Annotated in this window: 27 protein-coding genes and 1 pseudogene; 14 read left to right on the plus strand and 14 right to left on the minus strand. The window is 60.1% G+C overall.

Annotation, left to right across the window (positions count from 1 at the left end):
* Positions 1 to 345: 345 nt before the first annotated feature.
* Positions 346 to 1,374: a Cdc6/Cdc18 family protein gene (locus ACQUQ0_RS16045; protein ID WP_435186592.1), complete on the minus strand. Its 1,029-nt coding sequence runs from the start codon at positions 1,372 to 1,374 to the stop codon at positions 346 to 348.
* A gap of 398 nt (positions 1,375 to 1,772) precedes the next feature.
* Here ACQUQ0_RS16045 and ACQUQ0_RS16050 point away from each other — a divergent pair, with 398 nt between their 5' ends.
* Together ACQUQ0_RS16050 and ACQUQ0_RS16055 are read left to right on the plus strand one after the other, a co-directional pair.
* A complete protein-coding gene (locus tag ACQUQ0_RS16050; protein WP_435186594.1) occupies positions 1,773 to 2,144 on the plus strand; it encodes a hypothetical protein in 372 nt (123 codons plus the stop codon).
* 21 nt (positions 2,145 to 2,165) lie between these two features.
* A complete protein-coding gene (locus ACQUQ0_RS16055) occupies positions 2,166 to 2,636 on the plus strand; it encodes a hypothetical protein (protein WP_435186595.1) in 471 nt (156 codons plus the stop codon).
* Between the two features lie 56 nt (positions 2,637 to 2,692).
* Here ACQUQ0_RS16055 and ACQUQ0_RS16060 read toward each other — a convergent pair whose 3' ends face one another.
* Positions 2,693 to 3,361: a DUF7509 family protein gene (locus ACQUQ0_RS16060; RefSeq protein WP_435186597.1), complete on the minus strand. Its 669-nt coding sequence runs from the start codon at positions 3,359 to 3,361 to the stop codon at positions 2,693 to 2,695.
* A gap of 112 nt (positions 3,362 to 3,473) precedes the next feature.
* Between ACQUQ0_RS16060 and ACQUQ0_RS16065 the strand changes: the two genes are divergently transcribed.
* The 4 genes from ACQUQ0_RS16065 (at position 3,474) to ACQUQ0_RS16080 (ending at position 6,537) form a co-directional block, all read left to right on the plus strand.
* Positions 3,474 to 3,866: a winged helix-turn-helix domain-containing protein gene (locus ACQUQ0_RS16065; RefSeq protein ID WP_435186599.1), complete on the plus strand. Its 393-nt coding sequence runs from the start codon at positions 3,474 to 3,476 to the stop codon at positions 3,864 to 3,866.
* 731 nt (positions 3,867 to 4,597) lie between these two features.
* Complete coding sequence (locus tag ACQUQ0_RS16070) at positions 4,598 to 5,470, plus strand: ParA family protein (protein ID WP_435186600.1); 873 nt, start codon at positions 4,598 to 4,600, stop codon at positions 5,468 to 5,470.
* On the plus strand, positions 5,463 to 5,954 hold the full coding sequence (locus ACQUQ0_RS16075; protein WP_435186601.1) for a hypothetical protein: 492 nt from the start codon (positions 5,463 to 5,465) through the stop codon (positions 5,952 to 5,954). The genes ACQUQ0_RS16070 and ACQUQ0_RS16075 overlap by 8 nt, the downstream gene beginning before the upstream one ends.
* 214 nt (positions 5,955 to 6,168) lie before the next feature.
* Positions 6,169 to 6,537: a UPF0175 family protein gene (locus ACQUQ0_RS16080; RefSeq protein ID WP_435186602.1), complete on the plus strand. Its 369-nt coding sequence runs from the start codon at positions 6,169 to 6,171 to the stop codon at positions 6,535 to 6,537.
* On the opposite strand, the gene ACQUQ0_RS16085 is transcribed toward ACQUQ0_RS16080, so the two are convergent.
* The 3 genes from ACQUQ0_RS16085 to ACQUQ0_RS16095 all read right to left on the minus strand — a co-directional run bounded on the left by ACQUQ0_RS16085 (position 6,494) and on the right by ACQUQ0_RS16095 (position 7,702).
* Positions 6,494 to 6,838: a DUF6498-containing protein gene (locus ACQUQ0_RS16085; protein WP_435186604.1), complete on the minus strand. Its 345-nt coding sequence runs from the start codon at positions 6,836 to 6,838 to the stop codon at positions 6,494 to 6,496. The genes ACQUQ0_RS16080 and ACQUQ0_RS16085 overlap by 44 nt on opposite strands.
* Positions 6,839 to 6,944: 106 nt before the next feature.
* Positions 6,945 to 7,157 (minus strand): hypothetical protein, encoded by a 213-nt coding sequence (locus tag ACQUQ0_RS16090; RefSeq protein ID WP_435186606.1) that lies wholly within the window; start codon positions 7,155 to 7,157, stop codon positions 6,945 to 6,947.
* 146 nt (positions 7,158 to 7,303) lie between these two features.
* Positions 7,304 to 7,702, minus strand: a complete 399-nt coding sequence (locus tag ACQUQ0_RS16095) for a hypothetical protein (RefSeq protein ID WP_435186609.1) — start codon at positions 7,700 to 7,702, stop codon at positions 7,304 to 7,306.
* A 212-nt stretch (positions 7,703 to 7,914) separates the two neighbouring features.
* On the opposite strand from ACQUQ0_RS16095, the gene ACQUQ0_RS16100 reads away from it, so the two are divergent.
* Together ACQUQ0_RS16100 and ACQUQ0_RS16105 are read left to right on the plus strand one after the other, a co-directional pair.
* A complete protein-coding gene (locus ACQUQ0_RS16100) occupies positions 7,915 to 8,283 on the plus strand; it encodes a hypothetical protein (protein WP_435186611.1) in 369 nt (122 codons plus the stop codon).
* Positions 8,284 to 8,347: 64 nt separating this feature from the next.
* Positions 8,348 to 9,331: a DUF3592 domain-containing protein gene (locus ACQUQ0_RS16105; protein ID WP_435186612.1), complete on the plus strand. Its 984-nt coding sequence runs from the start codon at positions 8,348 to 8,350 to the stop codon at positions 9,329 to 9,331.
* A gap of 75 nt (positions 9,332 to 9,406) precedes the next feature.
* On the opposite strand, the gene ACQUQ0_RS16110 is transcribed toward ACQUQ0_RS16105, so the two are convergent.
* Both ACQUQ0_RS16110 and ACQUQ0_RS16115 read right to left on the minus strand, forming a co-directional pair.
* Positions 9,407 to 9,775 carry a hypothetical protein gene (locus ACQUQ0_RS16110; RefSeq protein ID WP_435186614.1) on the minus strand — a complete coding sequence of 123 codons (369 nt, stop codon included), beginning with the start codon at positions 9,773 to 9,775 and terminating at the stop codon, positions 9,407 to 9,409.
* 40 nt (positions 9,776 to 9,815) lie between these two features.
* Positions 9,816 to 10,025 carry a hypothetical protein gene (locus tag ACQUQ0_RS16115; protein WP_435186616.1) on the minus strand — a complete coding sequence of 70 codons (210 nt, stop codon included), beginning with the start codon at positions 10,023 to 10,025 and terminating at the stop codon, positions 9,816 to 9,818.
* A 423-nt stretch (positions 10,026 to 10,448) separates the two neighbouring features.
* Here ACQUQ0_RS16115 and ACQUQ0_RS16120 point away from each other — a divergent pair, with 423 nt between their 5' ends.
* The 6 genes from ACQUQ0_RS16120 to ACQUQ0_RS16145 all read left to right on the plus strand — a co-directional run bounded on the left by ACQUQ0_RS16120 (position 10,449) and on the right by ACQUQ0_RS16145 (position 13,687).
* On the plus strand, positions 10,449 to 10,835 hold the full coding sequence (locus ACQUQ0_RS16120; RefSeq protein ID WP_435186618.1) for a DUF2178 domain-containing protein: 387 nt from the start codon (positions 10,449 to 10,451) through the stop codon (positions 10,833 to 10,835).
* A 5-nt stretch (positions 10,836 to 10,840) separates the two neighbouring features.
* A complete protein-coding gene (locus ACQUQ0_RS16125) occupies positions 10,841 to 11,038 on the plus strand; it encodes a helix-turn-helix transcriptional regulator (protein ID WP_114586262.1) in 198 nt (65 codons plus the stop codon).
* A 393-nt stretch (positions 11,039 to 11,431) separates the two neighbouring features.
* A complete protein-coding gene (locus tag ACQUQ0_RS16130) occupies positions 11,432 to 11,926 on the plus strand; it encodes a hypothetical protein (RefSeq protein WP_435186619.1) in 495 nt (164 codons plus the stop codon).
* Positions 11,927 to 12,053: 127 nt separating this feature from the next.
* Positions 12,054 to 12,710: a hypothetical protein gene (locus tag ACQUQ0_RS16135; RefSeq protein WP_435186621.1), complete on the plus strand. Its 657-nt coding sequence runs from the start codon at positions 12,054 to 12,056 to the stop codon at positions 12,708 to 12,710.
* 86 nt (positions 12,711 to 12,796) lie between these two features.
* Positions 12,797 to 13,441, plus strand: coding sequence for a DUF6498-containing protein (locus tag ACQUQ0_RS16140; protein WP_435186622.1), 645 nt, complete (start codon positions 12,797 to 12,799; stop codon positions 13,439 to 13,441).
* Between the two features lie 51 nt (positions 13,442 to 13,492).
* On the plus strand, positions 13,493 to 13,687 hold the full coding sequence (locus tag ACQUQ0_RS16145) for a hypothetical protein (RefSeq protein ID WP_435186624.1): 195 nt from the start codon (positions 13,493 to 13,495) through the stop codon (positions 13,685 to 13,687).
* Positions 13,688 to 13,741: 54 nt separating this feature from the next.
* On the opposite strand, the gene ACQUQ0_RS16150 is transcribed toward ACQUQ0_RS16145, so the two are convergent.
* The 7 genes and pseudogenes from ACQUQ0_RS16150 to ACQUQ0_RS16180 form a co-directional block, all read right to left on the minus strand.
* Complete coding sequence (locus tag ACQUQ0_RS16150) at positions 13,742 to 14,455, minus strand: sensor domain-containing protein (protein ID WP_435186626.1); 714 nt, start codon at positions 14,453 to 14,455, stop codon at positions 13,742 to 13,744.
* A gap of 1,308 nt (positions 14,456 to 15,763) precedes the next feature.
* Positions 15,764 to 16,549: a DUF6159 family protein gene (locus ACQUQ0_RS16155; RefSeq protein ID WP_435186628.1), complete on the minus strand. Its 786-nt coding sequence runs from the start codon at positions 16,547 to 16,549 to the stop codon at positions 15,764 to 15,766.
* 346 nt (positions 16,550 to 16,895) lie between these two features.
* Positions 16,896 to 17,729 (minus strand): annotated as a pseudogene (locus ACQUQ0_RS16160) (ABC transporter permease subunit).
* Positions 17,711 to 18,226, minus strand: a complete 516-nt coding sequence (locus tag ACQUQ0_RS16165; RefSeq protein WP_435186630.1) for an ABC transporter permease subunit — start codon at positions 18,224 to 18,226, stop codon at positions 17,711 to 17,713. Before ACQUQ0_RS16165 ends, ACQUQ0_RS16160 begins: the two are co-directional and overlap by 19 nt.
* 9 nt (positions 18,227 to 18,235) lie before the next feature.
* Positions 18,236 to 18,517, minus strand: a complete 282-nt coding sequence (locus ACQUQ0_RS16170; protein ID WP_435186632.1) for a hypothetical protein — start codon at positions 18,515 to 18,517, stop codon at positions 18,236 to 18,238.
* The gene (locus tag ACQUQ0_RS16175) at positions 18,514 to 19,425 is read right to left on the minus strand and encodes an ATP-binding cassette domain-containing protein (RefSeq protein ID WP_435186634.1); all 912 of its coding nucleotides are present in this window, start codon (positions 19,423 to 19,425) and stop codon (positions 18,514 to 18,516) included. Before ACQUQ0_RS16175 ends, ACQUQ0_RS16170 begins: the two co-directional genes overlap by 4 nt.
* 129 nt (positions 19,426 to 19,554) lie before the next feature.
* The gene (locus ACQUQ0_RS16180; RefSeq protein ID WP_435186635.1) at positions 19,555 to 19,944 is read right to left on the minus strand and encodes a hypothetical protein; all 390 of its coding nucleotides are present in this window, start codon (positions 19,942 to 19,944) and stop codon (positions 19,555 to 19,557) included.
* Positions 19,945 to 20,077: the final 133 nt, after the last annotated feature.

Below are 20,077 nucleotides of genomic sequence, written 5' to 3' on the forward strand. Positions count from 1 at the left end.
GAATGGTCGCTCCCGATGGGCGTGACCGACTCCCTCGCGCTCGGGGACGGGGCATTGTATCTCCTCGGCCAACCGGAAACGGTAGCGGAGATCAACCAGGGTGGAGTGTACGTCGTCGAGTGAGTTCGTGTTGACCGTGTTCGAGTAGTTTTAGATCGTCACGATGTAGCTTGCAGCGTGTCTGTCGGTGTCCTCGGCTCCCTGAGATTTGGTACAAGACTCGCGCTGTGTATTCAGCAAGGCATTATGAACGTCAACGTAATCTGGTAGAAACTTCAGCGGTACACTCGCACTCTTGTCTCAATAGCTGATTCAGAAGATCAGACGAGAAAAGAACGGAGTAGCTTAGTCGTTCGTCGAAGTAGTAGTGGGATCGGCGACAGTATAGGTCCGGTCTCGGCTGGTGCCCTCAGCTTCCAGAAGATTGTACTGAGTCATCTTCGAGAGATAGTTCCGAACGGTGCGTTGGGTCCGGGGATCGTCAACGGCGTCCGCGTACCGGTCGTGAATCTCGCCCGGGCTCAGCGGTCCGTGCTCCCGAAGGATGTCGTAGACTGTGCGCTGGTGAGGCGTAAGCGAGTCGAGGCTCTTCTGCCGGATCTGTGCCCGGCTGTCGTCGGCCGCCTCAAGGAGCATATTGTCGGTGATCCGGTCTGCATTCGTTCGATCAGCAGTACTCGCCGCCGTCCGCAGGATCCCAATTGCCAGTCGGGCGTCGCCGGCAGCGGCATCGGCGATTCGATAGAGCTGGTCGTCGGTGATGACATCCTGTTCGAGGCCCCACTCCACGCGGGCGTGCAGGATATCGACGAGTTGCTCGTTGTGGTACTTGTCCATCCGGACGTGCTCGCTGGAGCGCAGCCGACTCACGAGCCGATCGTCGACGCGACCGAACAGCTCCTCCTCGTTGTTGGCGATACAGATCACAGCGAACTTCGGGATCGAGTGAAGGTTGTAGATCAACCCCGGATCTTCGAGCTGGTCGGCCTCGTCGAGGATCACGACCGTCCGGGAGTCGTCGTACTGCTGTAAGCGATCGATGAGCTCGTCGTGTGGGGTCGACTGGCGATGGATGTCGATCGTCCGTCCCAGATCGTCGAGGATCTGGTAGAGGGCACGGAACCGCGTGTAGTTCTGCCAGCAGTTGACGTAAGTCGCCTCGACGTCGAGAGCTTCCTCTCGGAGGCGTTCGATGACGAACTTCGAGATACAGGTCTTCCCGGCTCCACTCGGCCCGGTCACGATCGCGGTATCAGCAGGCTCACCGTTCGTGATCGGTTCGAGGACGCTGGAGAGGTGATTCACTTCCGCGTCGCGATGCTCGACCTCACGGGGAACGAAGCCGGCACGGAGGACGCGAGCATCACGGATCATACAGCGTTCGCTTCACACGTATCTCGCATCGGTACTAAATACTGACTGGGGTCTTTCCGGAAAATCGAATCCGGGCTGTGGATCCTGCTCGAAACGCCGCTGTCGGGTGATTTATTTCCGGAAACAGACCAGTTCCGGGAAGCGCGAGACGGGGCCGGACTTCAAGCGACAGTGAACCGTGCGATGACACTCGGACTGCCAACTGTCGTCGCTCAGTCAGTGTTTGAGTCAAGAGCGGGTTTACTTGTATGCCGTTAGTAGCGGGACGTGATATGACCTGCGAGCACGCATCCGGGTACCGTCGTCGGGGGTGGGGCCGCCCTCAAACCGACTGGAAGACCCCGCCAAGGGAACAGCCACACGCAGACACTCCCCGTCGGGAGAGCGACGACTGAGCGATGCCGGGATTCGTGACTCGCCTCGAAGCGGGGATGGAGCGTGCGCGAGAGCATCTCGTATTGACCGCCGTGCCGATCGTGTTTGCGTTACTGAATACGAACAAGATCCTGGCTATAGTCGGGTTCGATGGTGGACATATCGGCTTCAAATTCGGCTTTCCACTCTCCGTGATTACGGTGTGGCAGTTCGTGAGCGTCCCCGATTCTGGCGTGACCGTAAACACGGGGCTCCCGATCGAGATGCTGCCGGTCGCAGTCGTCACCGTGCCAGTGCTGATCGTCCTCCAAGCACTCCTCCAGGCAGGCTATTTTGGGAGCCTCAAAAATGCGCTTCTGGGCGAGCCCTACGACTTCGTCCAGCAGTGTCGCTAGTATTTCGGCCCGTTCCTGATCGTGACCGCGGCTCCGTATCTTGCGTTGCTACCCCTCGCGTTCGGGATTTTCGGGATCGGTTCCCTTACCGGGAACGTCGGCGGAGCCGCACTGCTGTTTGTGCTCCCGGCGATGGTGCTCTATCTCGGTGCAGCGTATCTCTTCTATCCAACCCCGTATCTGATCGTGCACCGTGGGAACGGATTGATTGACGCCGCTCGGCAGTCGTATGCATTGGCGATACAGGGCGGGCCGTACGTGACGTACACGATCGGCTTTGCGCTGTTTGTCTTCGGAGTGTCGCCGTTCGCCACTGGCTTCGTCGTGAACGTGCCGGTACTCGGTCTGCCAGTCGGCATTCTCGCAGGGAGCGTCCTCGGCTTGGGGGCGAACTTCACGACGATGCGATTCGTCGCCGACATCGACCCAGCAGCATCCGAGACGGTCTCGTGGGACACAGAATCTACCGACGGGACACAGACGTCAGTCTAGTGTAAGTATCAGCGCGAACCCTCACCCGGCGCAAAAGACGTTGTGGCCGGCCGGGGTCAATCGATCCGATCGAGCGACCCGTAGAGTTCTGCGTTCTGGATGTGCGTACAGAACTGCGCACAGAGCCGACAGCAGTCCTCTGCATCGGTGAACGTCCGGACGCTTGCATCCCAGCGCGTCTGGATGACACCGAGCATCGCACTGCGGACTGTTGGCTCGGTCGCAACCATTACCCGGCGCGTACGTTCCGGTGGCGTCACGTCGGCCGCCGGGCCCTCCATCTCCCCCGTCGAGAAGAGATCCTCGAGTACGCTCCCGATCTCGATGCCGACACCGAGGTTATCACCGACCTGTGGGGCGATGAAGATCGTTGCATTACTCGCTTGCGCAAAGGCGATACTCTGTGTGGCGGCATCCATCTCGTCGAGCGGGATCCCGACGTCGATTGCGAGAAAGGCATTAAAGCCGCGATCGCGGAGGCAGTCCCGCGTTTCCTGCAGGAGCCGCAAGACCTCGTCTTCGGCGTACTCGCCGCTGCTCTCGTCCCACGTCGCAAACGATGGGGCATCGGTTTCGACATCGGCGTCCGCCGGCAGCAGCGCGTCGACGTCGAACGTCCGGTATGGGCCCATCAGATAGACGAGAGCCTGTTCCCCCCGGACTGGAGCGAGCGCATCTGAATCACCGGCGGCACGGGGGAGAGTATCGATAATCCGTTGCCGCATTCGACTCGTCGATTCGGAACGGCAATATATAAATATCGGTGTTCTCAGGAATATTCTAGTCGAGAACGACTAAGTACGTGGCGTCCCAACGTAGGACCCGAGGCACTCCCAAATGTCCGAAACCGATCGCCAGCCAACAGAGGAGGTTCGTCAGCCGGAACCACCGCTTCCCGAGGATAGCGGGCTGACGCTCGAGGAGTACCTCGCGATGCAACAGGCGATCGGCCACCCGACGCGGTTCCGGATCCTCCGCACGCTCGTCGCCAACGAAGAACTGAGTGCTGCCGATCTCAAGGCCGTGGTCGATGTCGAACCCCACAATTTCCACTACCACCTCGACGAACTGGTCGACGTCGGACTCGTCGACAAGCGCCAGCGACGGACCGCTGACAGCCAGGGCTTTTACACGTACTATCGGCCAACGTCAATGGGGCGCGGTATTCTCGAGCACGGTGTCGAAGAGCTGATGCGCCGTGAACGGGAGTTCAACGACGCCTATTCGTAAGCTGTCGTAGGGTTCTCTGTCTGTGTCGTTCCCAATGTCTATCAGAACTTTTGCCGGGTTTCAGCACATCATATCGCCAACTAACAAACACAGTTTGCTGAATTGGATTGATCACTTCCGCAACCATCAGAACGTCTCTGCAATCCGTCTCGTGGCTGCCCTTGGGCTTCACTACCACGAGTACTGATCCATCGATTACTCAGGCGGTCGTCGTCACTGACCCACCGGTTACCCCCTGTTCCTGTCTGGGGTCGTGTAGATAGGTGAACGGCCACCGTGCCTTCGTCTGGCGAAATCCGAGGCAGTTCACCACCCCGGTTTCTCATATCAGAATGGCTGGACAATGTCGATATCGCACACCATTAGCATAATGTGGATAATGTGAATAATGTAGGTTCCGTACATTTTGTCATTGGCCCTTGAGGTGTAGCGATAATTGTGATGGCTGTGTGCGAAATGTAGATAATGCAAATTGTGTAGATTACGTTTGATTGGTGGAGATCAGGGCAAATTGGGATTGTGCTTACAATTAGAACAATGTGCAAAATGTAGATTGTGTGGATAGCGCGCCCAATTTGTCTGACGCAGAATTAAGGTGGGTGAACTTCATTAGCCGCGTATGAGCAGGGCAAAACTCACATTATCAACGAGACGTGCGCAACTTTCAAAATCTACACAATGTGGATTGCCTACGAAATGTACAAAATCCACTTATCGCGGGGGGCTGACCTATGAGTGCTGACGAGTTTGAAGGACTTCCTGGAGCAGCTGTCTCATTGCTCAAGGGGGGTGTGGGAAAATCCACGATCGCGCTCAACATCGCTGATCGGCTCGCTGACCGCGGCTATGAGACGGTACTGCTGGATCTGGATAAGGACGGGCATATGACGACCCAGCTTGGGTATGACGATGCGTACGACCGCGATGCGAACCTCGGTGACGCCCTTATCGATGGTGAAGACCCCGAAGACCTGCTTATTGAGACGGACTTCGGCGTTCACCTCCTCCCGTCGAGCAACGAACTCGAGAACGTCGAGACGAGGCTGAAGGACGAACGGTTCGCAGACGTGAAGCTTCGGCGGAATGTCGTCGATCCGCTCATCCAAAACGGATACGACTACGTTATAATTGATGCCGCCGGCGGCCGTGGGAAACTCTCCGACAACGCCCTCATCGCCGTCCAGCGCGTTATAATCCCGCTGATTCCGCGTGCTGGCTCGATCAACGGCCTCAATAAGATGATTAAACGCCAGATCTCCCCAATCCGGGAGAATATCGGGTTAGATATCCTCGCAGTCACTCCGAATATGATTCGCGAAACGATGGGGCAACACAACGAGCATCGGACTCTCGTTGAAAATCTCAACCGAGAGTTCGGTTCGTTCGTCCCTGAGTACGCCCGTGTGGATCCGGAGATCTTCGACGCTCTCGATGAATCGGGACGCACTATCGATAGTATCCCGAAGCCTGGGATTCGAGAACGGACCGCAATTTCCCGCGCCTTCAAGCAAGGAATGCCCGTCTCGGAGTTCGACGAAGATTGCGACCAGATCCCGAATTTCGACCACTTAGCGGACCTCGTGGAGGAACACAGCTATGCCTAATGAGGACGACCGTTTCGGGGACGTCGCTGAACAGCTCAAACAAACGGAAGAAGGAGTAGAATCGGACGACGACGAACGTACTGACACCCAGGATGAACCGCAACCGGATGAGGAGATAGCTACTGAGGACACAGAGTCGGAGACTGAGTCCACTCCTGAGCAGGATGAGGATAGGGAGGATGCGGACGAATCCACCGGTGGACCGGCCTTCTCCTTTGACGAGACCGATATGCACGGCTTCTATGTCCGGGAGGAGACGTGGAATGGCGTCACCCGGATGCGATCCTCGGTAACTGCGGCGTGCTCTATGTTTGATGTTCCCGAATTTGAGGGAAGAGAGTTTCAAGATGCGTGTCTCCAGGTGATTGCGGACCACGGTGATGATGTCGCCCTTCAGATTCTCCGGGAGCGTGGTATCGAAGCCGATGAGGAACGTGTCCAGGAAGTTGTGGAGATGCTGAGCGAGCAAGCTACGAACGACTAATATTGGATTTGGTCGATTCCCCTCACCATTCAGATTTTGTGCGCATTGTACATTATGTAGATTGTGTAGCAAGCTATCTGCTTGCAGTCTAGCGATTATTCTCAGAACTGGGCCCGAACGGTGGTCGCGCAGTAGTTAAGATTGGTCTTCTCAATGCATATAGCAGTCCGGCATAGTTCATAAATAGTATGAAACCGTAGTCTGGGATAGATTGATGGCACGAATCACCGGCTCCTATCCGGACGACCTTGACCTCCTCATCGAAGGTGCTGTCGAGGCTGGTGTGTTCGGGGGGAAAAGCGATGCGTTGCGAGAGTTCGTGCGTGAGTACTTCGAGGACCACGAAAACGAACGTATCGCAGCTGCGGTCGCCCTCTACGAACGCGAGCGAATCACGCTCGGTGATGCTGCGAGACTTGCTGCTGTTGACCGCTGGACTATGCGTGACATCCTCCGTGAGCACGGCGTCGAACTCCGCTTCGGACTCGCTGACGAGGACGACGCAGCGTACGAGGTAGCGGCAGCGAGCGAGCTCGAGTTCAGTGATGCAGACTCTGAGAGCGAGGGGACGCGTTCGAAATGACAGGCGGCGGTATTCCGCCGAACCCGAGTATCGACGCCGCGAACGGAACGTTCCGCGGATAGACCGCGGGCAGCCGGGAAGGGGGACGCCAGCCGCCACGCTTCTCACGAAGCTCGTGGAGCGGCTCGATATCGGGGAGCCCCGGCGAGCCACGTTCGGCGAACAGCGCCTTCGCTACAGCCAGCAACACCGTCACCAGTCCCTCGATCCAGTAGAGCACCAGCAGCGAGGAGATGTTCCAGCCGAGGGCCAGGACGCCGACCAGCGGAACGAGATTGGCGACGGCCGCAACGCTGCCCACGCGATGTCTTTGCCACTCCGTCGGTGGGTGGACACGCATATATCAACCGAGTTGTGGACGCGAGGTCTTGCAGCGTTTCATACCGCCGTGGACGAACGGCCGACGCTCATCGCCAGCGCCGGGCGAGTTCGTAGGCGAGGGTCACTGGAATAGTGATACTCAAGACCACGAACGTCACGTCGTCGACCGTCGGACTGGATCGAGTGAGCGCGGCGACGAACACGAGCGCGCCGACGGCGAGGACCCCGACGACGGTCGCAACGTAGTCCGGGCTCGTCCAGTCCGCTCGGGACGTATCGGAGGGCACGTGCGATGGCACCACGGTGTCGTATCGAAGCGATCATCAAGAATTTTGATGTCGGATCTCTCACGGCGACGGTCATAGCTTCCTCCCCTACAGCTCTATGGACATATGGACGACGGGTACGCAGTCGATAGTCTCCCGCAGCTGTGTCCGTGGCGTCGTCATCCGCCCGGTCCACCGACGCGGTCAAGGACACGATCGAGCGGACCACTGTATGCCAGTTTGCTCCCGGCCCAGGAGGCCATCACCCACACGCCGGCGCCGATACCGGCGGCGATGGGGTCCGGCAGTATGGCTGTCGTCGCCTCCCACAGGAGGCTTCCGCCGACGCATCCCGCGACGAAGACGGCGGCGAACGTGAGGTGGTGTGGGAGACGGCCCGCTTCGTGTGCGTGACCGAGGCTCACCACGACGAGACCGAGGAAGAGCCACACCGCGACGAGCGCGGACGCCGTGGTCTGTACCCGACCGTCGGTAACGAAGCCTCCGGTGATGAGCACAGCGAGCGCGGCGACGGCGAGGCCGCGGCCGGCGGTCCGGAGCCATCCAAATCTTGCCATCCATCCAATCCGAGGTGCCAATGCAAAATTTCGTTACGGTTAGTCACGCGGAACCACCTACGACCTCGAGACGTGACCGTCCGATCCGTCGGCGTGAGCGCACGGGAGCGATGACGCGTGAGATGTCCAGTACCAGCAGCGAATCCCGACCGAGCCGTACGATGGCGACCCACACCGCACGGGTTTATCACGCGTCACACGAAGCCCGGGACGTGCCCTCCATCCGCGACCTTCGACCCCGACTCCTCACGCCGGAGAATGTAGGTATTACCGTCGCCATTGTCCTCTCGGTCGCCGGCGCGTACGCGATCCAACTCCGCGTTAGTGCGGGCGTCGCCGCGTTCTTCGGACTGATCGTCCTCGGCGTCTCGACGCCGACGACGCTCACGTCACATAGCCTGTTGGGGACACGGGTCGCCTCCGCAGTCGTCCGCACGGGCGCCGCGTGTACCGCCACCTTCGTCATCTACGTCGGGTCGTTGATTGTCTTTTCCGGGCGGGACGGGAGTCTCCTCGATGCTGCAGTGGCGTTCACCCTGACCGCACTCGCGGTCGAGGCTGCCGCTCGTATGTTAGATTGAGAATCGGATATGCGTGCGGCAGACAGCACTCTCATACTGTTGGATTGCCATATTCACGACCGAGATGGAACTCCCCGTGGGAATCACGACCCTCCACCTCTCACGAAAGAGCGTGTACCTGCTGGTCCTGGCGGTCGCCCTCATCGGGGCCGGTGGGTACAGCTACGTCCAGCAGGGACAGGCAGTCGGCGACGCCGTCGCCGTCCAAGCGACGGTCGATAACGCACGCGTGGAGCGACTCGACGCCGGCAGAGGCATCGATTACGAACCGGAGATCGAGTACACGTACGAGTATCAAGGCGAGACGTACACGAGCGAGCAGGTGTTCCCCGGGCCGACGATCCGAACCTACTCGAACCGGTCGAACGCGCAGTCCATCGTTCGGTCGTACGAGCCGGGGACGACGGTTCGGGCGTACGTGCGGCCATCGGATCCGAGCAACGCGTTCCTGATCAGGGAGCGGACTCCGTGGCCGGCGCGAGCGGTTGCCATCGGGGGCGTCCTGCTGTGTATCGTCGTACTCGCCGGACTGGGATCGAAGCATCCGGGGCAGTACGAACTCCGCCCGGAGCGCGAGGTGCGGTCGCCGCCGTCCCGAACGTGGGTCGAACGCAACGACGAGACGCTCCGTCGGCTGTCGAAACGGTCACTCGCTGTCTGCTTCGTGGCGTTCTGGCTCTCGATGGTCGGGCTGTTTTTCGGCGTCCTGAGCCTCTCTGACAGTTCGGTGCAACCGGTGCAGGCCGACCTGCTCGGACCGGTCGGCCTCCCGCTGCTCGCGGCGGCCGCCTTCTGGATCGGCATAATCCTCTCGTTGTGTCTGTACGGCGTCCAGTCGTTCAGTCGGTACCGGCGGCTCCGGCGGCGGCTCCCCGAACCGCGGCCGCCGAGTCCATTCAGACATCCGAGTCGGCTCGTCACGATACTCGGGACCGACGGCGACGAGTTACCCGAGTACGGACGGCGCGTCCGGGTAACCGGCTGGGCGTTCCTGATCGCCATCGGGATGACCGCCGTCCTCGTACAACTCCTCTACACGGCGAGCTGAGACGCATCTGGGCGGCCGTCTCCCGTGGATTCGAGCCGGATCGAACAGTCATCCGAACGGTGTGGCCCCGTCGATTCAGGACGTCCTGTGAGCAGCGGTCGCCGACAGAAGCAGGAACGCGAGCAGCCCGAGTTGCCACACGACGACGCCGAGCACCCCCGAGTTCGACAGCCCGGCGTATTCGCTGACCGCCAACGGCCCGACGCTCACCCCGAACAGACCGACTGCATAGCCGAATTTATGCTCACGGTCGGTGAACTCAATGTGCGTCCCGAGGAGGGGGATGTCGAACGCGAGGTAGAAATACGCCGCCCCGGCGTAGGTCGCTGCCGTGGCGAGCGCGGGGAACCAATCCGGAAGGAGGAACTGATAGACGACGGCACCACTCACCACTCCGAACAGTCCGGCGACGGGGAGTGCTACCTCGGGGGCTCTATCGGTCATAGTACGAAGGTAGGCGGCTCGACACGTCGGCCGACTCCGTTCAGTACGGGTTCCATACGTACACCACCCCTGCGTACAGGACACCACTTATCGCTCCAACAGAGAGTGCTTCGATACTAGCTCTCTCGGTGAGCAGAAACGCAGTCAGCGAAACGACGGCGAACCAGAGCGCCCCGTGAACCAGGGATTGCTGCTCCCGTGATAGCGTCTTCGACCAGTTGCCGACGGCGGTCCAGTCGTCAGCCCCCATCGGTCAGCGACCCGTTCGGGCACCGATGGCTGAACCGCGAGCGTATCGAGCGCCGTACCACTGTGACAGGCCAGTCGTGGCGAATGCAGTGGCCATCCGTGCTTTCGAGTCACTATGCGGGAGGGCATCGTCAGTCGGGATGGGCATATTCGAAATCCGGGTGGGAGATTGATAACCATTGATGCTCGTTTCCACGTGAGAGACGAATCTCGGGCCGGGGACCTCACGGATCGACACTGCGACTGCGGCCGCTTTTCGTCATCTCTCTTGTCACAGCGTCAAAACGCGGTACGTAGAGCCCACCGTAGGTAGTGAAGCGGAACGCGGCAACCAGCGTGGTGCCGATCTATGAGCAGAGATCGACGAAGCCCGTACGTAATGGGAAAACGACTAAATGGAAAGAGCATTTTACATTCACTCGTGATGGAGCTCCAGCGAATCATTCCGATACTCACCGCACTGCTCGGCGTACTGCTGGCGAGCATCGGGTTAGGCGCCACGGACAGCCTCGTGATTGAAGCTGGCGCAGTTGTCGCCGGCGTGGCCACCTTCGGCGGGGGCGTGGCCTGGTACCGACGACAGCGAGAGCGAGCGGACGAGGTCAGAATTGACGAGCGGATCGAACACCTTGCGTACCGTTCGGGTGAGCTTGCATTCAGAGTCTCCCTCGCCTTCGGAATGATTTTGTTCTTCATCGTCGAGGCAGAAAGCGTACCGGTGACGGCCAAAGAGGGTCTCGTAATCTTGATCTTGGGTATGGTTGCCGCTCGCTTCGGACTGTACGAGTGGTGTAAACGACAGTCAGTGTGAGAATCGTGGAAAACGATCTCAAAGTCCGGCGAGCAAGAGTGGACGTGACACAGAAAGAGCTCGCCGATGCCGTGAACGTGACCCGACAGACGATTAACGCCATCGAGCGAGGGCGGTACGACCCGAGTTTGGAACTGGCGTTTGCGCTCGCGGAGTTTTTCGACTGCGATATCGAGGACATCTTCCACCCTGAAACGGAGTGAGAACTTCCGTTTTGTTCGGCACCGTCGGGGGAACTGTATCAGCTCGTGGCTGGATCGCCATGCGGGAGATAACGCCTGAATTCGGCCAAAGAACGTGCCGAGAGAAGCGTTTCGGCCTACGAAACAGCGCTCGAATATTTTTACAGCTCGATAGCATATCTCGGTATGAAGCTAATGAGAGCAGGCTATTGTCCGGATTGCAATGTCCAAATGGAGCAGACGAACGTAACTGCTGAGGGGGCCGGAGGCCTCTATATCGGAACTGAAAGAGACGGTGGTATGCTCGACCGACTCGGTGTCGGGCATCGACTTCCGCTCTCCGCACCCCTCTGTCCGGAATGCGGAGTGATGCAACTTTACGCGGACCGTTCGGAGTAATCAAGAGAGCCTCGTATGTCCTCCATCGAGTCGTTTCCGATAAAACGCGGCACAGCATACTTCTCCGAGGATTGTGTGCACTTCGACGAGTCGCTTTCCGGCTACATTCAGTCGGTCTATCGAGAATATTGGCAGAGTGAGACGTGGTGGCACAACGGAATCTTTGTCGGATACATACTCGCATTTCCGATCGGACTCTGGTGGACCGTCAGCGCGGTCCGCAGTGGCGATTTCTCACTCCTCGCTATCGTGATCGGTCTGATGATCGTGCTCTGGCTGGTGGATCGCGTGCGTGGATTCCGATCGCCGGATCGGATTCGACTCGACACGATCGAGGAGGTCTCTGCAACGGATGGCCAGAAAGGACTGACACGCCCCCGACTTATTATCACGTACACCGAGGGAGGCACGACTTATCGGCGTCGCGTGAATCTTCCGTCGCTCTACACGAGTGGCGGTGAGACGGCATACGAACGGGCACGGACGGCGTTTGCCGAGCGCGGATTCTGAACGATTCCCGTATTGGTCGGTACGGCCTCCCTGCGAGGGAGAGTCACCGCTCCCGTGTCTGGTATACCATTACGTCGGCTCCGTTCCATCAGCACTATTAATTGATTATCGGCATAACGTTCTCGCGATGCCCTCCACACGAACTGTCGACCGGCCACGGGAGGCACGCGCCGCCGCGCAGCGATATCTCAGACGTGAACGACCGCTGAGTGCGCTGATCGTCGTGCTCGCCGTGGCTGGGTTCCTCGGTACGTTCATCGCGACGTCGCTGGCACCCGCAGTCGTCGTCGGGGGACTGCTGATCATCGTCGCGCGTGCCCCAATCATCGAATCACTCGGGACCGTCTGTCTTCGAACCGACGAGGACGCCGAGTCCGTCGCCGAGTCGTTCACTGGGCCGACACCACCGATCCTCGTGTTTCAGTGGGGTATCGCTGACGAGATCCGTACTGGAGATGAAGCGGTCACGTACCGGCTCTCGTATCTGTTCGGCCTGCGGTCGGTCGAGGTGACCGTCGATACCCGGACAGATCGGACACCGGATGGCAGCCGTCGGATCGAGTTGGAAGTCACGGTGGACGGCCAGCCGTGGTCGACGTACGTCGTCACCGTCGACACCCGGGACGACGGGACCGTCATCGAGTACGAGTACACGGCGGATCGGCGATTCGGCCTGCGGCGGGTTCCCCAGCGAATCGTCGCGAACCGGTACCGGGACGAAGCGCTCGAAGCTCAAGGGTACGCCGTCGTCGAGCGAAACGAACAGTACGGCGCCGCTATCTGAACGACAGACCAGCGATGTTGCGGAGGGCTGAAACAGGGATCGCTGAACGGCTCGGGATCCCTCCGGGTTACCTTTCGCCGATCGGTATGCATCTACTGCTCACTATCGGGATCCTATGTTTCGAGTGGGATATCGTTGAGATGATATTCATCTATTTGAGTGAAATTGTCGTCGCCGCCGTTCTATTCGCGATCGTCGCACTGTTTGCAGCACAGCCGGTGGAAGATGACGACGCTGACGGGTGGGGTGAGGACCCACGCCCGGTGCAACCGGTTCCACTTCTTCCGCCGATCTATCCGCGAAACGTCGGTCTGATCGTGAATAACGTGTTTGCGTACGCCGTTTTCTTTTTGTTTTTCGTCGTTATATTCGTCTCAGTCGTGGATCGGAGCGTGTCGTCGTTGCTCTCTCCGACGGCCGGCCTCGTGATACTCGCCATCTGTGTCTCACAACTACGACGCGTCTGGCGCGAGTTCCTCGTCGATCACTCGTATCGAGACCGATCGCCGGCGGAGGCCCTCGAACTCGGCCTTCGACCGGTCGCCAGGTTCGTCATCATCGCCGTGTACGTGGTCGTACCCACCACCGTCGTCGTGTTGACAGCTGGGTTTGTCCTCCCCGATATAGTATCGGGGCCTGTCGTACTGTTGGCGTACGTCCTTCCGATCGGGGCCGCGAGAGTGTGGTTGCAGGACGATGCCGTCGAAACGGTGCTTCAGCATCGGGATTGACGAACGTACAGTGCTCCAATTATTATGTCTGGGCGGCACGTATGCGAGAGCGTGAACCCCGCAGCGGAGGAACTGACGCCCGTCATCATCGGAGGACTGAGCGGCGTTCTCGCGATGCTCTGGCTAGCGAGCATCGGCTATCTCCAGGGCTACGGGATCAGCGCGATCCTAGCACTTTACACGGTCATCGGCGCGAGCATCGCGCTCGTCGGCGTGTTCGCCGAGCGAGCGGTCGAGCGCATCTGACGTTGGTCTGCCGTGTGTTGCGACAGATCGGCCCCGTATTGGGACGGGGAACGATCACTTCAACTGGAACGTGAGTAGGCGCTCGGTCAGTCCAGCGAGAAGCCAAGCGATCAGGTTGACTGCGTGCAGGCCTGCGAGACAGACGACGACACCGACTGCTGACGCAGCCAGCGCCTCTGGAAGCGTATTGATGCTGGCTCCGAACAGCGATCCGGCGTCAACATACGACGACCCGACCTCGATGGTACCACGGAGGCCTGTGAACTCGTATTCGACACCGGGGATCCAGTAGAGAAAGGGTGTGGCTACGAGCGTGAACCCAAGCGAAAACACGACTGTAATGGCAACAAACAATGCTATACCGACGGCAAACGACGCGAACCCGAACCCGACGAGCAGGTAGTTACCGGGGGAGGTTACAATCGCTTTCAGATACTCCGTCATCGACAGTTCATGAGGGTCGGCGAGGCTGACGGAGACGTCACGCCCGCGGAGTCGGCCCAAGAGCTCCGCTTCGATCACACCCATGTAGCCGCCGAGCGCGAGAACACCGGCCAGTATCGGGATGCCGACGACCATCGGAACCAGCCCCACCCCCAGACTAAGACAAGTTATCAAGACTGTGAAGTAAGCGATGCCAAGCGGAAACCGGGCGAGCAGATACGCCAAGTTCGCATAGGTCTCACGACGAAAGCCGACGCCGAAGATACGGTTCGGGATTGACCGCCCGCCAGCTTCTGCCGTATCGAACTGTTGGCTCCGAGTCATACCGTGGTGATAGTAGGGCCAGCCTATCAACCACAGACCACTGTTCCAGTCTCGGAAACAGCTCACTTCAACCTGGCCACAGCTGACTCCCAGTTCCGTCTGTACGGGGAATTTCGCACTCCCGGGTCGGTCAGTCTACTGGAGAGCGCCGACCAAGTTCGGTCCTGGAGTGTTTCCGAGCACGAAATTTCGAATATGTCTTTTTACGACTTGGCATCAATACTGAGCTGAGACCAATGGATACGCGCCAGTGTCCGGACTGTAACGAGTCATTGGAGCGGATGAAGCTGAACGAAAGTCACGGACAGCCATCAATCGTTTCAACGGAAGGTGGACTCGTTAGCCGACTGATGTCCGGGAGCCTCACACCAGTTCCATACGTCTGTCCCGAGTGCCAACGGACGTTGTTATATGCGGAAGAGTAAAATCGCCTGACTCGCGGTTTGTCGGTCTGGTACTGAGCGGTTCACCTGTTCAAGGTGGGAGATGAGCCTGTGCGAGATACAGGCCGTACATGCAGCACTCAACTACTGTTGATTTCGGATCGGTATTCGTGAATCAGTTGCGCAGTAAGCCCGGGGAAAGAACGTTTCGCACTGGGAGTATGAGGCTACTCAGACCTCGTATCCCAGTGAGATACGGACTTTGGTTCCATTTTTTCGAATAAAGAATCCTCCGGTTGGTTCATCGTATTCGTTTGCTATTGATTCGACCTGTTGTACCTCCCGTGGGGAGAGGTCCCGTACCTGTGTCGCGTTCTCGGAAATCGCTTCTGGATTGCACCGTTCAGTGATGGTGAGCGCGTGAATACCGTCCGATTGTACTGAAGTACCCCACTCTCGTTGGCTTCGGTCATGTGTTCCACAATTTCTACAGTTAGTAGCCCCCGCGTGATGGTGTTTCGGGACTCTGTGACTGCGTAGGGCTGGGGAACACGGTTGGAGACTCATCCGTTGAGGCAGTTGCTTGTTCGGGAACCGGTGAACGTGTAAGGCTTTGAGGCACGTTCGTTGCAGTCGGAGATTCGTCCGTGGTGGCAGTGTCTGCAGGTGAGAAATTACTACAACCGGCTACCGTCACCATCAGACAAAATAATCCGACCGCAAACAGTTTGCCATTGCTGGAGGGCATCAGCACTTCCGGCATTCCATATCACAAATAAAATAATTTTTGATTGGGTGTGTTCCCTGTATCGACCGATTCGAACAACACCGATTCCAACATCCCACTGAGAATGATACGCGCCCTGTATCCAGCAGACGAGCCGAAACACATCATTCTCCGAAGATTTCAGCAAAGCCGAAGCGACTATATTTTGCTGAAATCTGTGTCGTCGAAGCGTTTGGGAGCAGTGTTTTGAGTCGCGTAGAGGTACAACGCCGTTCTGGCGATTCCACTGAGCGCCTTCCCGACGAGTAGGCCAACGCTGACGGCAGTGCCGCCGATCAGGAGCGTGGCCAGCAGTTGGCCCGTCCCCAACCCCGTTGTCACGACAAAAGTCAGCCCTCCAAGAACGATGCCGGCAAGCACTAACAGGAGTGTTACCACATCGATCGTTCCCAGCGCACCGATAGACTCGCCCCAAGTGTCTTTGAACGTCCGTGCACTTTGCTTGAACATCTCCGTGACCGACGGATCCCGGAAAACAATCACCGGGATGATAAAGAACGTCATCACACTCCACGCGACTGCGAAGATCCCGGCGACGATCTGGGTTACGATGTTGTTTTCACTTTCAATCAGTCGAATGACAACGCCGATGACGGCGGCAACGAGCGACCAAGCCAACAGCGGTAGTTTCCGATGCCAGGCATCAGCGAGCGCTCCCCCAATCGACGGTTCGTCACCGTTGAAGACAGTCCGCGTCGCCGCGACCAGTGCCGCGGTAAAAAACGACGCAACGAACGTCTCGAGAAGGTACGCGACGAATAGTGTCGCGTACATCGCCGGGCCGGGGTCCTGAAGCAACGGACCCATCACGTAGAGACCACCCAGCAGCGTCGCTATGAATACGGCGCCCGAGAGCCCGCCCAGCAGCGGGAACGCGAGAAGTCTCGGATGAGATCGCAGCACACGGCCACTTCTTCGTGCCATAGCGAACCCGATCCTGAGGCGGCCAATCAATCCCATATTATGCTCCCGTGTCGCGCGAAATAAGGGCGATTCGCTCTGTTTCCAAGCCAGCGAATCCGGACGACGATGATTACGGATTCTTTTGTTTTGCCATTGTATGATAGCACCCTCAAATGACCGCATAGGAATATTCTATCAAACTGCTTTTTTATACGCTACTCCGAGAGCCGATCACATCAGCGCACATCCCGAGACACGCCTGTTCGGTCGGTCGTCGATTGGCAACGACTGCCGCGAATTTTCGACGGAGCCACCCGGAACTGCTACAAACGGAGCCGACCCCCTCACATCGACGAATCCACATCCGCTAGAGGTTCGCAGTCTTGAACCGGAGGTAGCCGAGCGCGACGGGGACGAGCGTCCACGCGACGAGCAGTCCAAGAGCGGCCAGCCAAGCGACGTACGCGACGCCACTGTCGACGTACCGACCGGCCCGGTCGACGGCGAACCCGGTCCGGACGAGCAGGTCGAAGGACTCGCTCGGAGTCGCGAGACGGACGAAGAGAGCCCAGCCCGGCATGTCGTTCGTGACCGCCGTGTCGAACCGATGGAGGATTAACAGCACCGCAGTATGGAGGTCCTCCCAGAGGACGACCGTAACGAGATACGTACCGACGGCACCGACGGTCACGCGTCGGCCAGTCGCGGTCGACAACGAGACACCGACGGCCAGACCGACGAACGCCACCCCGTACAGTACCGTCACGCCGGCGAACCACGGTAGCTACGGCCACGGCACCCCGCCGTCGGCGAGGGCGATGGCGACGCCACCGCCAAGACAGAGCGCGAGTACGGTCGGCGCGGCGAAGACGACGCTCCGCCCGACGAATTTGCCGACGGTCACGTCCCGTCGGGAGTGTGGAACGGAGAGTGCGAGTCGGAGTTGCCCGCTGGTCCGCTCCGCGAGGATCGACTTGTACCCGACTAGGAGCGCAACGAGCGGGGTCGTCACCGCGACGACCCCGGCGAGGCTATCGACGTACGTCGGGAACGAGCCGTCGTCAAGGAGGAGTTCGACGGCAGCGACGCCGACGAACAGGAGGATCTGCACCCCGCCGACGATCCAGATGCCGACCGACCGGCTGGCGGCACGGACGTCCCGGAGGGCGACGTCGCGCCAGGTCACGCGAGGTCCGTCCACTCGAACCGGAGTATCACGACCGACAGCGGGCCGAGGAGCCAGCCGACGAAGACCGGGAGCGCGAGCGTCGGCCCGTCATACCACGCGCCGGCTCCCTGGTCGCTCGTAGCCAGGGCGGTGACGAGCGTCTTGAAGACGCTGCCAGGATCGAGTTGGGCGCTAACTTGAATCACGGTTTGGATTGGACCGTCGGTGATCCCCGCCGCGATCAAGCCAGCCTCGGCCCCCGCAGTGACGGCATCCCAGACGATGACCAGCACGAAGAGCGCGACGACGCTGAGGACGAGCGCCCGTCGGTTCGTCGCGACCAGCGCGGATGCCGCGACGCAGATCCCGACCCAGGTAGCGCCGTGGGCGACGCTCAGGAGGACGAACGCCAGAAAGCGGAGCGGCTGCAGCGTTCCGTACGGATAGACGACCAGGACGCCCGCAATCGCCATCCCGACGACGGTGGCGGCAGCCAGCACGCCCGCTCGGCCGACGAATCGTCCGAGCACGAGCGTCGATCAGCCGTGTGGCATCGAGAGCGCGAGCCGCAACGCGCCGGATTCGTGTTCGCGGGCGATGGCACCGTAGCTGAACAACACACCGATGGGGGCAAGCAACCCCCCGAGCCATCCGCCGACAAAGGCGCCGAACCGACTCGTCGTGATCGGCTCGGAGCCCACGACGGGGTAGACGTACGCCGCGATGGACACGACGCCGATCAGGCCGACGAGCGCGACTTTCGTGAGTCGGGCGTCGCGTACCAACCGCCAGTCCCGGCGGGCGATCACGCGCCACGTCACGCCCGTTCGCCTCCGGTGAACTCGACGAACATATCTTCGAGCGACGCCTCTTCGGTACGGAAGTTGACGACCTCGACGCCGGCGTCGTGCAGTTCGACCAGCGCGTCCATCTTCGCGTCGTTCGTACACGTCGCCTCGATGGTGCCGTCGCGTTCGACCGCCGTCTCGACGCCCTCGACCCGTTCGACGGCGTCGAGGGTCCCGTCGTCGACCCGGTCGGGCGTGATGACCAACTTCGCTCCACCGCCGATGGCCTCACGCAGCCCGGCGATGGTGTCGGTCGCGATCAGCCGGCCGTTCTGGAGGATGCCGACCCGGTCACAGACCGCCTCGACCTGTTCGAGGACGTGACTCGAGAAGAAAATCGTCGCCCCGCGGTTGGCCTCCTCACGGAGGATAGTTCGCATCTCCGCGGCGCCGTTCGGATCCAGCCCGGTCGTCGGCTCGTCGAGGACGAGCAGATCCGGCTCTCCGACGAGCGCCATCGCGAGCGCGAGCCGCTGGCACATGCCTTTCGAGTAGTCCGCCGCCGGGCGCGCGGCGTCGTCGCGGAGCCCGACGCGGGAGACCACGTCGGCAGGGTTCTCGTCGACGCCCTTCGATCGGATCCCGTATTCGACGTGTTGGCGGGCCGAGAGGCCATCGAAGGGGGCGTACCCCTCCGGCAGGACGCCGAGGCGTTCCCGGACGGCGACGCCGTCGTCCCGGCAGTCGTGTCCGAACACGATCAGCGTGCCGTCGCTCGGCGTGACGAATCCGAGCAGGATGTCGATGAGCGTCGACTTGCCCGCGCCGTTCGGCCCGAGGAAGCCGAAGGTTTCGCCGGCGTCGACGGTCAGATCGACGCGATCGAGAGCGAGTACGTCGCCGTAACGCTTCGAGAGGTCCGTGGCGCTAATTACTGTCACGGGATGCTGGGACGGGGTGGCGGTCGATGAATACCCTACCGAGGTTTCAGACTCGGCAACAGCGACACCACTGTTCCGTCGGACCTGTTGGGGCCACGAGTACCGGTCCGGAATCGACCGGCCGTCGTCCTATGCCGCGTGCGACCGGAGCGTTTGCCCGGCACGCCAGAGAAAGGTGGCAACCAGCGGGAGCAACGCCGCACACATACTGAGCGTCAGCGTCTGCGGAACGATCCAGGGCGTCACGAACGCCATCCCAACCCCGACGAACGGACCGACAGCCACGGTGATCGTCGTGCTCATCAGCAGCCGTCGCTGGCTGTCGTCGAACTCGATGCCGTGCCCACCCGTCGGCGGAATTAACAGCCCGAGCGGGAGGAGAAACAGACCGGCCCAGACGACGAGCGACAGCGTAAGGAGCGCAACCGCCGGACCGAACAGCCCTCCCGTTCCCGGCGATGGCAGCCGTACGAGCGCCCGGTAGCCGAAGGCTGCCAGTCCTGCGCCGACCGTCGCCACCGGCAGTTGGAGCAGGCCCAGTACCCGATGTCCGTTCACGAATTCCCCATAGCCCGACGTTTCAAAAGCTGTTGACGCGGCGTTTCGTGGCCTGCAACAGCGTCGTGACGCGGTGTGGCGTCCCCGCACCGAG

The sequence above is a fragment of the Halobellus sp. EA9 genome (genome assembly GCF_051195055.1).
In the GTDB taxonomy this organism is placed as follows: domain Archaea; phylum Halobacteriota; class Halobacteria; order Halobacteriales; family Haloferacaceae; genus Haloquadratum; species Haloquadratum rubicundus.

Coding starts and splice junctions, on each gene's coding strand:
- ACQUQ0_RS16135 (WP_435186621.1), top strand. CDS start 12,054: ATGCCCTCCACACGAACTGTCGACCGGCCACGGGAGGCACGCGCCGCC.
- ACQUQ0_RS16150 (WP_435186626.1), bottom strand. CDS start 14,455: ATGACTCGGAGCCAACAGTTCGATACGGCAGAAGCTGGCGGGCGGTCA.
- ACQUQ0_RS16050 (WP_435186594.1), top strand. CDS start 1,773: ATGCCGGGATTCGTGACTCGCCTCGAAGCGGGGATGGAGCGTGCGCGA.
- ACQUQ0_RS16105 (WP_435186612.1), top strand. CDS start 8,348: ATGGAACTCCCCGTGGGAATCACGACCCTCCACCTCTCACGAAAGAGC.
- ACQUQ0_RS16120 (WP_435186618.1), top strand. CDS start 10,449: ATGGAGCTCCAGCGAATCATTCCGATACTCACCGCACTGCTCGGCGTA.
- ACQUQ0_RS16155 (WP_435186628.1), bottom strand. CDS start 16,549: ATGGCACGAAGAAGTGGCCGTGTGCTGCGATCTCATCCGAGACTTCTC.
- ACQUQ0_RS16080 (WP_435186602.1), top strand. CDS start 6,169: ATGGCACGAATCACCGGCTCCTATCCGGACGACCTTGACCTCCTCATC.
- ACQUQ0_RS16070 (WP_435186600.1), top strand. CDS start 4,598: ATGAGTGCTGACGAGTTTGAAGGACTTCCTGGAGCAGCTGTCTCATTG.
- ACQUQ0_RS16095 (WP_435186609.1), bottom strand. CDS start 7,702: ATGGCAAGATTTGGATGGCTCCGGACCGCCGGCCGCGGCCTCGCCGTC.
- ACQUQ0_RS16060 (WP_435186597.1), bottom strand. CDS start 3,361: ATGCGGCAACGGATTATCGATACTCTCCCCCGTGCCGCCGGTGATTCA.
- ACQUQ0_RS16075 (WP_435186601.1), top strand. CDS start 5,463: ATGCCTAATGAGGACGACCGTTTCGGGGACGTCGCTGAACAGCTCAAA.
- ACQUQ0_RS16140 (WP_435186622.1), top strand. CDS start 12,797: ATGCATCTACTGCTCACTATCGGGATCCTATGTTTCGAGTGGGATATC.
- ACQUQ0_RS16110 (WP_435186614.1), bottom strand. CDS start 9,775: ATGACCGATAGAGCCCCCGAGGTAGCACTCCCCGTCGCCGGACTGTTC.
- ACQUQ0_RS16115 (WP_435186616.1), bottom strand. CDS start 10,025: ATGGGGGCTGACGACTGGACCGCCGTCGGCAACTGGTCGAAGACGCTA.
- ACQUQ0_RS16130 (WP_435186619.1), top strand. CDS start 11,432: ATGTCCTCCATCGAGTCGTTTCCGATAAAACGCGGCACAGCATACTTC.
- ACQUQ0_RS16045 (WP_435186592.1), bottom strand. CDS start 1,374: ATGATCCGTGATGCTCGCGTCCTCCGTGCCGGCTTCGTTCCCCGTGAG.
- ACQUQ0_RS16065 (WP_435186599.1), top strand. CDS start 3,474: ATGTCCGAAACCGATCGCCAGCCAACAGAGGAGGTTCGTCAGCCGGAA.